General features: G+C 57.3%; 12 protein-coding genes. 10 read left to right on the plus strand and 2 right to left on the minus strand.

All coding sequences use genetic code 11. From position 1 onward, the window contains the following. The first annotated feature begins 85 nt into the window (after positions 1-85). The gene (locus AAHB66_RS07070; protein WP_347115663.1) at positions 86-523 is read left to right on the plus strand and encodes a GNAT family N-acetyltransferase; all 438 of its coding nucleotides are present in this window, start codon (positions 86-88) and stop codon (positions 521-523) included. A gap of 190 nt (positions 524-713) precedes the next feature. On the opposite strand, the gene AAHB66_RS07075 is transcribed toward AAHB66_RS07070, so the two are convergent. After that, on the minus strand, positions 714-1,175 hold the full coding sequence (locus AAHB66_RS07075; RefSeq protein WP_347115664.1) for a hypothetical protein: 462 nt from the start codon (positions 1,173-1,175) through the stop codon (positions 714-716). Between the two features lie 455 nt (positions 1,176-1,630). On the opposite strand from AAHB66_RS07075, the gene AAHB66_RS07080 reads away from it, so the two are divergent. The 7 genes from AAHB66_RS07080 to AAHB66_RS07110 all read left to right on the plus strand — a co-directional run bounded on the left by AAHB66_RS07080 (position 1,631) and on the right by AAHB66_RS07110 (position 9,114). Then, positions 1,631-4,393: a sigma 54-interacting transcriptional regulator gene (locus tag AAHB66_RS07080; protein ID WP_347115665.1), complete on the plus strand. Its 2,763-nt coding sequence runs from the start codon at positions 1,631-1,633 to the stop codon at positions 4,391-4,393. 95 nt (positions 4,394-4,488) lie between these two features. Beyond that, positions 4,489-4,911: a PTS sugar transporter subunit IIA gene (locus AAHB66_RS07085; RefSeq protein ID WP_347115666.1), complete on the plus strand. Its 423-nt coding sequence runs from the start codon at positions 4,489-4,491 to the stop codon at positions 4,909-4,911. Positions 4,912-4,927: 16 nt separating this feature from the next. Continuing rightward, a complete protein-coding gene (locus AAHB66_RS07090) occupies positions 4,928-5,398 on the plus strand; it encodes a PTS sugar transporter subunit IIB (protein WP_347115667.1) in 471 nt (156 codons plus the stop codon). Positions 5,399-5,414: 16 nt separating this feature from the next. Further along, positions 5,415-6,191, plus strand: a complete 777-nt coding sequence (locus AAHB66_RS07095; protein ID WP_106992490.1) for a PTS mannose/fructose/sorbose/N-acetylgalactosamine transporter subunit IIC — start codon at positions 5,415-5,417, stop codon at positions 6,189-6,191. Beyond that, positions 6,172-7,017 (plus strand): PTS system mannose/fructose/sorbose family transporter subunit IID, encoded by an 846-nt coding sequence (locus AAHB66_RS07100; protein WP_285128253.1) that lies wholly within the window; start codon positions 6,172-6,174, stop codon positions 7,015-7,017. The genes AAHB66_RS07095 and AAHB66_RS07100 overlap by 20 nt, the downstream gene beginning before the upstream one ends. A 12-nt stretch (positions 7,018-7,029) precedes the next feature. Then, complete coding sequence (locus tag AAHB66_RS07105; RefSeq protein ID WP_347115668.1) at positions 7,030-8,091, plus strand: SIS domain-containing protein; 1,062 nt, start codon at positions 7,030-7,032, stop codon at positions 8,089-8,091. 12 nt (positions 8,092-8,103) lie between these two features. After that, positions 8,104-9,114, plus strand: a complete 1,011-nt coding sequence (locus AAHB66_RS07110; protein ID WP_347115669.1) for an SIS domain-containing protein — start codon at positions 8,104-8,106, stop codon at positions 9,112-9,114. Between the two features lie 88 nt (positions 9,115-9,202). Here the strand turns inward: AAHB66_RS07110 and rimO are convergent, their stop codons facing one another. After that, positions 9,203-10,528: a 30S ribosomal protein S12 methylthiotransferase RimO gene (rimO, locus tag AAHB66_RS07115; protein WP_347115670.1), complete on the minus strand. Its 1,326-nt coding sequence runs from the start codon at positions 10,526-10,528 to the stop codon at positions 9,203-9,205. A gap of 216 nt (positions 10,529-10,744) precedes the next feature. Between rimO and AAHB66_RS07120 the strand changes: the two genes are divergently transcribed. After that, positions 10,745-11,344: a hypothetical protein gene (locus AAHB66_RS07120; protein ID WP_347115672.1), complete on the plus strand. Its 600-nt coding sequence runs from the start codon at positions 10,745-10,747 to the stop codon at positions 11,342-11,344. Between the two features lie 245 nt (positions 11,345-11,589). After that, on the plus strand, positions 11,590-11,760 hold the full coding sequence (locus tag AAHB66_RS07125) for a glycine cleavage system protein T (protein WP_347115673.1): 171 nt from the start codon (positions 11,590-11,592) through the stop codon (positions 11,758-11,760). Positions 11,761-11,765 lie beyond the last annotated feature (5 nt).

Below are 11,765 nucleotides of genomic sequence, written 5' to 3' on the forward strand. Positions count from 1 at the left end.
GAAATAGCTTTCTGAAGAGGTGGGCAGGCAGGGGGTGAACCCTGGTATCATAAGGTTATCTCTGGCAGAACAAGGAATAACGACGATGGTTAAGATACGTGAGGCGAACGCGGACGATTTCGACGCATGGTTAAAACTGTGGAAGGACTATCTGGGTTTTTACGGCACCGAGCTGGATGAGGCGGTGACCCTGACGACCTGGCGGCGGGTGTTATCCCCGGAGTCCGGTCTGTTTTGCCGACTGGCAGAAACCGAACAGGGCGTGGTGGGCTTTGCCATCTGCGTGCTCCATGAGGGCACCTGGGTGACCCGGCCGCTGTGCTATCTGGAAGATCTGTTTGTCGATGACGCGGCGCGCGGCAAAGGGGCGGGCAGGGCGTTGATTGAGGCCATCATTGACGAGGCACGGCAAAAGGCGTGGTCGAAGGTCTACTGGGTGACCCGAACAGGCAACCCGGCCCGGGCGCTGTATGACCAGCTGGCAGCGGTGGATGATTACGTTCGCTACCGGATTACGATTTAGCAATGATTGGCACGGACGATCCCCTCTCCCTTGAGGGAGAGGGTCAGGGAGAGGGGAAACAACGCGCACTCCGCTTTAACAGCGCCGGGCGGCACTGCGTTTGCCCGGCCTACAGGGTCAATTCCCTCTCCCTTGAGGGAGAGGGTTAGGGTGAGGGGGAACAACGCGCACATTCCCCCGTTGACTATCCTCAGTCAATCAACGCATCAATCGCCACGCGTCCGTCCGGCGTGTGCAGCCAGCGCGGCGCGTTCAGCGTGTCGGCGTAGAAGTTCACCAGCTCATACAGCAGTCCTTCCATCACCTTTGCCATATCCCGCGGCAGTGCGTTGCTGATCAGCAGCTGCGTGAGCGTCTGGCAGTACAGCCCCAGCAGCTCGCTTTCCGGTTCGAATGCGGGCAGGCGGGACGGCAGATCGGTCAGGGTGAAGCGCTCAACCAGGTGCGGCGGAATGGGCTCGTTAAGCGTTGGCTGCAACAGCGTGAGACAGGCAGAAAGGCGGGCGCAGAGCGCCAGTTTCTCCGCCGGGTCGTCGGTTTCCAGCAGGGTATGGGCGAAGCGCTCGCAGTGGTTCGCCAGCTCGGTGAAATCGGTATTGTGGGAGAAAGGTACGGTAAACAGTGCCTGAGCATGGGTTGGGGTAGTAGCCATAATGGCAGCCTCCGATTAAGTGAATGGATCCTGTAACTTTTATCGGGAGGCCAATCCCGGCGCCTGATTTTGCAGGCGCATCAGGAAGATACTGCGGGGAGAACGCGGCGACAAGCCGGGAAAATCATTCCTGGAAAGCGCCTCGCAAAAATTTTAACGCAACGAGGAAACCCCGGAAGAATAAAGCACTTACAGTGGCTACCTGGCACGTTCACTGGTTCCGGTGTATCAGAGAAGCAAGGAACGTGAGGTGAACGGAACCACCACCAGAGCCGCATTTTCCCCCTCACCCCAGCCCTCTCCCTCGAGGGAGAGGGGGCAGTCCCCGCCAATTCCTGCCTCAGGCAATCCTGTGAACTTCCCCACAAAAGCGCACATTCCCCGCCGTCGCGCTCCCTTCGCCCGCAGCTTTGCGGGCATCATATCCCCACGACACTTCAGACGTGGGATACACCATGCGCAACGAAATCCTGACCTTTCTCGCCAATCAGACCGATTTTTTCGACCCGGAAAACCTGAGCGAGGTCTTTACCGCCCGCTACCTCGCACAGCGGTTCGACCTCAAACGCAATACCGCCAGCCACTATCTGAACCAGCTGGTGGCTCAGGGGGAGCTGGTCAAAATCAACACCCGCCCGGTCTACTTCCTGCACAAAAAAGCCTTCAGCCAGCAGTTTTTCGGCCTGGCCGGGAACGAATACGACAGCATCGCCCAGCTGCTCAACGACGGCGACAGCGGGCAGGAACCGCCGGATCACTTTTCGCTTCTCATCGGTCATGACGGCAGCCTGAAAAAGGCCATTGCCCAGCTGAAAACCGCGCTCTTCTATCCCGACGGCGGCCTGCCGCTGCTGATCACCGGCGACAGCGGCACCGGCAAAAGCTATATGGCGAACCTGATGCACGCCTTCGCCATCTCCCAGGGGCTGCTGGCGGACGATGCCCCTTTTGTCAGCTTCAACTGCGCCCAGTACGCCAGCAACCCGGAGCTGCTGGCGGCGAACCTGTTCGGCTATGTGAAAGGGGCCTTTACCGGGGCGCAGACCGATAAGCAGGGGGCTTTTGAGGCCGCCGACGGCGGGATGCTGTTTCTCGACGAGGTGCATCGCCTGAACGCCGAGGGCCAGGAGAAACTCTTTACCTGGCTTGACCGCAAGGAGATCTACCGGGTGGGGGAAACCGCCCAGGGTCGCCCCATCCGCACGCGGCTGGTCTTCGCCACCACCGAGGAGCTGCACAGCACCTTTTTAACCACCTTCCTGCGCCGCATTCCGATCCTGATTACGCTGCCCGACCTGCAAGCGCGATCCCGCCAGGAAAAAGAGGCGCTGATCCTCCAGTTCTTCTGGCGGGAGGCGCAAAAGCTGAACGTGCGCCTGAACCTGACTCCCCGCCTGCGCCAGGTGCTGCATCACGCGCTCTATCGCGGCAACGTCGGCGAGCTGAAAAACGTGGTCAGGTATGCGGTCGCCGCCGCCTGGGCCAGACAGCGCGGGCAGGAGGCGATTGGCGTCACCATCCAGGATCTGCCGGAGAAGGTGCTGGCCGCGATCCCACTGATGAGCGACGCCCCTGTCGCGGAAGAGCCGCTGACCATCGAGCCGGAGACCAACCTCCTGTGGCTGCTTCGCGCCCACGATCGCACCCAGGGGATGATCCACGACACCCAGTGTCAGGTGCTGGCCCTGTACGAAGAGGTGCTCAGCGGTCGCTCGGGCTGGGAGGAGGTTCACCGGCGGATGGGGGAGGAGATCGAAACCCTGTTCGACAGGCTGGTGTTTCACCACCGGGAGACCACCGCCTCGCCGGTCTTACAGCTCACCACCCAGCAGGTGCGGGAGGAGTTTTACCGGCTGGAGCAGCAGTTCAACGTCCAGTTTAACGGCAATGGCATCTACGCCCTGAGCCACTATCTGGTGCATCGCGCCCGGAGCGCACTCTCTTCCCTGAGTGAGGAGCGGGTCCGGCTGCTGGATGACTTCCTGGCGCAAAAGTATCCGCTGCTGTACCGCTTTTGCCAGGCGATGATCGCCGCCCTGACGCAAAAGCTCGATATCGAGGCCCAGCGCATCGACGCCCTGCTGCTGGTGCTGTGGCTGCATAAAGCGGGAACGGTGAGCCAGTCCCAGGTGACGCGGGCGGTGATCCTCGCCCACGGCTACGCCACCGCCAGCAGCATTGCCAACGTGGCGAACCGCCTGCTGAAACATACGGTGTTTGAATCTTTTGATATGCCGCTGGACGTCACCCCGGAGGCGATTGCCCAGCAGGTGATGCACTACATCGAAAGCAACGCCCTGGCGTCCGGGCTGATGATCCTGGTGGATATGGGCTCGCTGAACGCCATCCACAGCCACTTCCAGCGCCGGGTCTCCACCCCGGTGGCGATTGTGAATAATGTCTCCACCAGCATGGCGCTGTACGTCGGGGAGCGGATCCTGCAGGGGCATCACATCGAGGAGATTGCCAGCGACATTGCCGGCGATTTGCCGGTGGAGCACCAGCTCTTCTGGCCGCAGGCCAGCAAGCCCCGGGTCATTCTCACCACCTGCATCACCGGGATCGGCGCGGCGGCCAATCTCTGTCAGCTGCTGAAGGCCAGCATCCCGGAGGCGCTGGGGATTGAGATTATCGCCTGCGATTACGAGATGCTCAGCGACGCGCAGGAGCGGGCGGTGGCCTTTAACCGCTACGACATGCTGGCGATTGTCGGCACCTTCGACCCACAGGTGCCGGATGTGCCGTGGATCTCGCTGGATTCACTGATTGCCGGGGAGGGGACGCGGCCGCTGATGCGCATCTTTGGCGATATCGCCACGGTGGAGCAGGTGGCGGAGATCAACAATCTGCTGCTGAAGAATTTCTCCCTGCGGCGGGTGATTGAGTCGGTGACCATTCTCGATACCACCAAAGTGATCAACCAGGTGGAGCAGTTTGTCTTCCGCTATGAGCATCTGGCGGGCTGTCAGGTGCCGAACGAACGTAAGGTGGCGCTCTATGTCCACATCAGCTGTCTGATTGAGCGGCTGATCCGCAACGCCTCGCCCACCACCTACGCCGGGCGACAGTGTCCTGAAAGCGAGCTGGCGCTGCTGCGCCAGGCCTTTAGTGTCATTGAGAGCAGCTATAGTGTCAAAATCCCGGTTGTCGAGCTCTGCTACATCCACAATATTCTGACCCTCGAAACGGAATTTATTCAGTCAGATCAAGAGTTTTAATCCCTCCCTCTCTCCTCCTCGCCCACGCGCCACTTTTTCCTGGCACGTGGGTTGCAATCTCTGTCTGGTAAGTGGAATAAGCATTCGAGGACAGGATGAAACGACATTACATATTTGCCAGTCACGGCACCTTAGCGCGCGGGGTACTCGACTCGGTCGAGCTGATCCTCGGCAAGCAGCAGGACATCTACACCCTCTGCGCCTATGTCGACGAGCACCAGGACGTCACCGGGCAGGTGGACGAGCTGCTCGCCAGGCTACCAGAACAAGATGAGGTGATTGCGATCACCGATATTTTTGCCGGCAGCGTCAATAACGAATTTATCCGCTATCTGCATCAGCCGAATTTTCATCTGATCGCCGGGCTTAATTTGCCGCTGGTCATCGGCCTGCTTATTTCCGCGGATGAACAGGATACCGAAAAATTAATCCATGACGCGTTATTAAGCGCCCGGGAAAGTATTCAGTATTGCAACCACACCATTGCCAGTGCGGTACAGGCAGATAAAGACTTCTGAACAGGGGGGAATAATAATGATTACGTTACTGCGTGTTGACCACCGCTTATTACACGGCCAGGTGGCTTTTTCCTGGACGCAATATGTCGGGGCGGACTGCATCTTAATTGCCAACGACAGCGTGCCCAACGATGAACTGCGTAAAACCACCATCAAGCTGGCCAAGCCGCCGTCGGTCAAGCTGGTGATTAAAAATATCAACGACTCAATCGAGGCCATCAAAAGCGGCGTCACTGATAAATACAACCTGTTTATCGTAGTGGAGTCGGTGGAGGATGCCTGGCGGTTAGCCTCGGCGGTGGACGGAATTAAGAGCATCAACCTTGGCGGTATTAAAGCGAAAGAGGGGGCGCGAAATATTTCGAAGGCCATCAATTTGCTGCCGGACGAAATAGAAAAACTCACTCAGCTGGTCGGCAGCGGCGTTGAAGTCGAAATACGTCAGGTGCCTAACGATCGCAAACAGTTATTAGCGGAATCGCTGTAATTCCTGAGGACTCACTATGGTAGAGGCACTTTTACTCGGGCTGGTGGCGTTTATCGCCCAGTCGGAATATGCCCTGGGCACCTCGCTGCTCTCCCGGCCGATTGTCACAGGCTTATTAACCGGGCTGGTGTTAGGCGATGTGCAGACGGGCGTGATTATGGGGGCGACGCTGGAGCTGGCGTTTATCGGCTCGTTTTCGGTGGGGGCGTCGATCCCGCCGGATGTGGTTACCGGCGGGGTGCTGGGGGTGGCGTTTGCCATCACCTCCGGGGCGGGCACGGAAACGGCGCTGCTTCTCGGCCTGCCGATCGCCACCCTGACCCTGGTGCTGAAGAACGTCTATCTCGGCATGTTTATCCCGATGCTGAGCCAGAAGGCCGACGGCTACGCCGAACAGGCGGACACCCGCGGTATCGAGCGAATGCATCTTATCGCCGGGTTTGGTCTGTCGCTGATGCTGGCGGCGGTGGTCACCGTCTCCTTCCTGGTGGGCAGCAGCGCGGTGAAATCCTTACTGGATGCCATTCCGGAGTTTATTAAGCACGGGCTCAGCGTGGCGACGGGGATCATTCCGGCGCTGGGCTTTGCGATGCTCGCCCGCTTGCTGATCAACAAAAAAGTGGCGCCCTTTTTCTTCCTCGGCTTTGCCCTGATGGCGTACCTGAAAATACCCGTCACCGGTATCGCCATTCTCGGTGCCATTGTGGCGGTGGTGATGGTCAACACGACTGCACGTAACGCCCCTCGTCCAACGACCGATCAAGGAGTCAGTGATGACGACGAAGATTTCTGAAGAGACCCTGCCTCAGGTGCAGGATGAGAATGCCATCAACGCACGCGATCTGCGCCGGGTGTTCTGGCGGTCGTTCCAGATGGAGTTTTCCTGGAACTATGAGCGGCAGATGAACCTCGCTTTTGTCTACGCCCTGATCCCGGTGCTGAAAAAGCTCTACCCGCAAAAGGCAGAGCTGGCCGCGGCGTTAAAACGCCACCTGGTGTTCTTTAATACCACGCCGCATATCGTCACCCTGCTGCTGGGCATCACCACCGCGATGGAGGAGAAGAACAGCCAGCAGCAGGAGATGGACGGCACGGCGATCGACAACGTCAAGGCGTCCCTGATGGGGCCGCTGGCCGGGCTGGGGGACTCCTTCTTCTGGGGCACGCTGCGCCTGATCGCCACCGGGATCGGCACCAGCCTGGCGCTGCAGGGCAACATCCTGGGGCCGATCCTGTTCCTGCTGGTGTTTAACGTGCCGCATATTCTGGTGCGCTGGCTCTTTACCCGCTGGGGCTATGTGCTCGGCACCGGGGTGCTCCATCGGGTTCAGAAGAGCGGAATGATGGAGAGCCTCACCTACGGGGCGTCGATTATCGGGCTGATGGTGGTGGGGGCGATGGCCGCCTCGATGATCAACATCACTATCCCCATCTCCTTCGGCGCGGGGGAGGCGAAAACCGGCGTTCAGGACATCATCAACAACATCATGCCCTGCCTGCTGCCGCTCATCAGCTTCGGGATCGTCTACTGGCTGCTGGGGCGCAAGGTTAAACCGCTCACCATCATTGGGGGCATGGCGCTGGTGGGGATTCTGGGTTCGTGGATTGGCCTGTTTTAAGCGGAGATAACGATGCAACCGACAATGATGACCTATATCGAAGAGCAGCCCGCGGCGCTGGGGGCGATCCTCAACGCGTACCCGCAGCATCTGGCGTCCGTGGAGGCCTTTGCCCGCCAGCATCCGGTGCGCCGCCTGCTGGTGCTGGCGACCGGCTCGTCGCTGAATGCGGCGATGTGCGCGCGCTACTTCTTTGAACACCGTTTTGGCCTGCTGGTAGAGATCAAAGAGCCGTACAACTTTGTCCACTATGAAGCCATCGACCCGCACACCGACATGGTGCTGGTCGTTTCCCAGAGCGGGAAAAGCGCCTCGACGCTGGCGGCGATGGAGAAAGTGCAGGCCGCCGGCCTGCCGGTGTTTGCCCTGACCTCAGATCCGGACAGCCCGATAGGCCGCCGCTCCGACCATGTGCTGGATATCCATACCGGGATCGAGAAGGTGGGCTTCGTGACCCGCGGCTTTAGCGCCACGGTGCTGAACCTGCTGCTGGTCGCGCTGACTATCGCCCGGGCGCAGCAGCAGCTCGATGAGCGGGAGACGGACGACTATCTGGCGGCGCTGCACCAGCTTGCGGCGGCGATCCCCGACACCCTCGCCCGCACGGAGGCGTTTTTCGAGCGGCATGTTCAGACCCTGCAGGCTGGGACGCGTTTCGTCGCTATCGGCGAGGGGGCCCTGACCGGGGTGGCGAAAGAGTTTGAGACCAAGTTCACCGAAACGGTGCGGGTGCCGTCCGGCGGGTTTGAGCTGGAGGCGTACATGCACGGCCCCTATCTGGAGGCCAACCCTGAGCATGTGATGTTCTTTATTGAGGATGCGCCGAACCCACGCCTGCGGGCGCTCCGGGACTATATGGCCCCGGCGGTGAAGCGGGCGTTTCTGATCACCCTGACGGGCGAGGAGGGGCCGGATACCCTGGCGCTGAACTGCCGCCTGCCGCATCTGCTCTCGCCGCTGCTGCTGATTGTCCCCTTCCAGATACTGGCCTGGCGTACCGCCTGCGCCAAAGGCATCGATCTCTCGGTGCGTATTTTCGACGACTTCGATCGGGTTTTAAAAAGTAAAATCTAAAGGAGAATGACTATGTTAGGTTTTAATCAGGACGAGTACCTGACCAGTGCTCGTGAGATTGTTGCTGCGCGCAAACAGGCGGAACAGGTTGCTGACGAGATTACTCAGCAGGGCTTCAGCACGTTATTTTTCGCCTCGGTAGGGGGCTCGTTAGCCCCGATGATGGCGATGAACGCCTTCGCCCGGGAAATAACCGAGATGCCGGTTTACCTTGAGCAGGCGGCGGAATTAATTCATGCCGGACATAAACGCTTAAATAAAGATTCCGTGGTGATTACCCTCTCGAAATCGGGTGATACTAAAGAGTCGGTGGCGATTGCCGAATGGTGCAAGGCCCAGGGGATCCGCGTGGTGGCGATCACCAAAAACAGCGATTCCCCGCTGGCCAATGCCGCCACCTGGCATATTCCGATGCGCCACAAAAACGGCGTGGAATATGAATACATGCTGCTGTATTGGGTATTTTTCCGCCTGGTGCAGGGTAACGGGGAATTTGAACACTATGACCGCTTTGCCAGCCAGCTGGAGCTGTTACCTGAGAATCTCCTGAACGCCAAAAAACAATTTGATCCGCAGGCCGACGCCATCGCGCAAAAATACCACAGCGCCGACTATATGATGTGGATTGGCGGGGCGGAGATGTGGGGCGAAGTTTACCTCTTCTCGATGTGTATTCTGGAGGAGATGCAGTGGAAGCGCACCAAATCGGTCTCCTCGGCGGAGTTCTTCCACGGCACGCTGGAGCTGCTGGAGAAAGACGTTCCGCTGTTCCTGGTGAAAGGTGAGGGCAAATGCCGGGCGCTGGACGACCGTGTTGAACGTTTCGCGGCGAAAATTACCGATAACCTGGTGGTGTTTGATCCGCGTGAGTATGCGCTAGCGGGGATTGATGATGAGTTCCGCTGGCTGCTGGCGCCGTGCGTGATCTCAACCTTGCTGGTGGACCGTCTGGCTGCCCATTTCGAGCACTACACCGGCCACAGTCTGGATATTCGCCGTTATTACCGGCAGTTCGAGTACTAAGATTAACGCCCGGCGGCGCAAGCTTGCCGGGCCTACAAAACCGTAGGCCTGATAAGCGCAGCGCCATCAGGCGTTATGGCCGGGTCGATTAAACCCGGGTACCCCACAGGTCATATTCGTCGGCGTTTTCGACTTTAACGCGCACGATATCACCCGGTTTCACTTTGGTTTCGCCATTCAGGTACACCGCGCCGTCGATTTCCGGGGCATCGGCCATGCTGCGGCCAATCGCGCCTTCTTCGTCCACTTCGTCAACGATCACCAGAATTTCGCGGCCCACTTTTTCCTGCAGACGTTCAGCAGAGATCTGCTGTTGCAGCTGCATGAAGCGGTTCCAGCGCTCTTCTTTCACCTCTTCCGGCACCTGATCGGCCAGTTCGTTGGCGGTCGCGCCATCTACCGGGCTGTACTTGAAGCAGCCCACGCGATCCAGACGCGCTTCTTTCAGGAAGTCGAGCAGCATCTGGAAATCTTCTTCGGTTTCGCCCGGGAAGCCGACGATAAAGGTGGAGCGCAGGGTCAGATCCGGGCAGATCTCACGCCACTGCTTGATGCGCGCCAGCTGGCGGTCAACGGAACCAGGGCGTTTCATCAGCTTGAGAATACGCGGGCTGGCGTGCTGGAGCGGGATATCCAGGTATGGCAGGATTTTGCCTTCCGCCATCAGCGGGATCACGTCATCCACGTGCGGGTACGGGTAGACGTAGTGCAGACGCGTCCAGATGCCCAGCTTAGCGAGCTGTTCGCACAGGCCGACCATGCTGGTTTTCACCGGCTCGCCGTTGTGGAAGCCGGAGCGGTGCTTGACGTCCACGCCGTAGGCGGAGGTGTCCTGGGAGATCACCAGCAGCTCTTTCACGCCGGCATCGGCCAGACGCTTGGCTTCGGCCAGCACTTCGCCAATCGGACGGCTCACCAGATCGCCACGCATGGACGGGATAATGCAGAAGGTGCAGCGGTGGTTGCAGCCTTCGGAAATTTTCAGATACGCATAGTGACGCGGAGTCAGCTTCACGCCCTGTTCCGGCACCAGGCTCAGGAACGGGTTGTGCTTTGGTTTTGGCACATAGTGATGCACATGTTCCAGCACCTGCTCGTAGCTGTGTGGGCCGGTGATTTCCAGCACCTTAGGGTGGACTTCGCGGATTTGATCGACTTTGGCGCCCAGACAACCGGTGACAATCACCTTGCCGTTTTCAGTGAGTGCTTCACCGATGGCTTCCAGAGACTCCTGCACGGCGCTGTCGATAAAGCCGCAGGTGTTAACGATCACCATGTCGGCGTTGTCGTAGCTTGGCACGACGTCATAGCCTTCGGTGCGAAGTTCGGTCAGGATGCGTTCGGAATCCACCAGGTTTTTCGGACAGCCCAGCGAGACGAAGCCGATTTTCGGCTGGTGCGTAACATTGCTCATAGATTAAAAAGTAGTCAGTTATGGAGTTATCAGGGCAGGGATTGTACAGATTTCCGCGCAGGATTTATAGGGGAGATGTTTCCTCACATTCCGGCAATCATTTTCTGATCTGTATTTGTATTATAAAACCAAAAAGTTTTGCTTAAAGTTCTTTTAAAATACGCCGATAACTAATGAATTCAATGATGTACTTTACTCTTTCATCCAGGGATAACTATGGCAGTTAACGGTGATATAAAGGTTCTTGAGGGTGCGTTAACCGATTTTTTTGCACATAAAAATACAAAGGAAAAACTCTCCCATATCCTCGATAAAGAAGCAAATGACTGGGAAAAATGGCTTCAGATAGAGTTCGAATTTTTCCTTGAACATCATTTAGACTTTTCAGCGAAACGGGAATTACGGGCAAATACGGACAAAAGACACCAAAGTGGCCGACAGCATGTGATAGTTGATCTCATTTTCAGGAAAAAACGCACGCGGCTGGACAGGTTTATTTATGTTGAATTTAAGCTTGCCAAACGAGCAACCGAACTTGTCGAGAGCATAGCGACAGATTTGATTAAGAATTATGAAGTTGTGAACTCCCATTTCGCGAAAGCAAAACAAAAACGCCGCTCTATATGGGGTGTGGGTTTTTACCGGGATTTTTCAACGCTGACGGTTAATCGGGCCGACGAAAGGTTAAGTGGGTTGAAGGAAAATGGCTTTAGCTACCGACATGACCCGGTCTATATCTGTAAATGCAGGGGCAGTAAGCACAAGGACAGCTGCCATGCGATTGGCATGGTGATTGTGGGTGCTGAAGCGGAATAACATCCACTCCATCGGCTGGCCGTTTTCCGGCCAGCCCGATAATCACATCGCGCTCTCTTTGCGTTCAAGGCCTTGAACGATTTCGCCATAGAAGTGGGTTATCGTATTTTTAATTGAATAATCAATAAGTTGTGTTATTTCATGCCGAGTTAGATTTACTTATCCCGGCTTTAAGGGTCCCTTATTGGATACGCTAAACAGATAATCTATCTTTCACCTCGTCGATTACTTAAATGAGGTACGTAATGAAAGATATCTATCTGCAATCCAAATTAGAAATGGCCAAAACCCTCCACACCCACGGCGTCGAGCTGGCGCATATATCCGTTGCCACCGGGCTGACCCCGTCCAGATTAGTCACTGAATTAAAAATTGCCGATGAGTTTGAATTCAGGCATCAGGCGAAACCATACTGATGACG

The organism is Leclercia sp. S52, from assembly GCF_039727615.1.
Taxonomy (GTDB): domain Bacteria; phylum Pseudomonadota; class Gammaproteobacteria; order Enterobacterales; family Enterobacteriaceae; genus Enterobacter; species Enterobacter adecarboxylatus_B.

Coding starts and splice junctions, on each gene's coding strand:
- AAHB66_RS07105 (WP_347115668.1), top strand. CDS start 7,030: ATGCAACCGACAATGATGACCTATATCGAAGAGCAGCCCGCGGCGCTG.
- AAHB66_RS07095 (WP_106992490.1), top strand. CDS start 5,415: ATGGTAGAGGCACTTTTACTCGGGCTGGTGGCGTTTATCGCCCAGTCG.
- AAHB66_RS07090 (WP_347115667.1), top strand. CDS start 4,928: ATGATTACGTTACTGCGTGTTGACCACCGCTTATTACACGGCCAGGTG.
- AAHB66_RS07080 (WP_347115665.1), top strand. CDS start 1,631: ATGCGCAACGAAATCCTGACCTTTCTCGCCAATCAGACCGATTTTTTC.
- AAHB66_RS07100 (WP_285128253.1), top strand. CDS start 6,172: ATGACGACGAAGATTTCTGAAGAGACCCTGCCTCAGGTGCAGGATGAG.
- AAHB66_RS07110 (WP_347115669.1), top strand. CDS start 8,104: ATGTTAGGTTTTAATCAGGACGAGTACCTGACCAGTGCTCGTGAGATT.
- AAHB66_RS07085 (WP_347115666.1), top strand. CDS start 4,489: ATGAAACGACATTACATATTTGCCAGTCACGGCACCTTAGCGCGCGGG.
- AAHB66_RS07120 (WP_347115672.1), top strand. CDS start 10,745: ATGGCAGTTAACGGTGATATAAAGGTTCTTGAGGGTGCGTTAACCGAT.
- rimO (WP_347115670.1), bottom strand. CDS start 10,528: ATGAGCAATGTTACGCACCAGCCGAAAATCGGCTTCGTCTCGCTGGGC.
- AAHB66_RS07075 (WP_347115664.1), bottom strand. CDS start 1,175: ATGGCTACTACCCCAACCCATGCTCAGGCACTGTTTACCGTACCTTTC.
- AAHB66_RS07125 (WP_347115673.1), top strand. CDS start 11,590: ATGAAAGATATCTATCTGCAATCCAAATTAGAAATGGCCAAAACCCTC.
- AAHB66_RS07070 (WP_347115663.1), top strand. CDS start 86: ATGGTTAAGATACGTGAGGCGAACGCGGACGATTTCGACGCATGGTTA.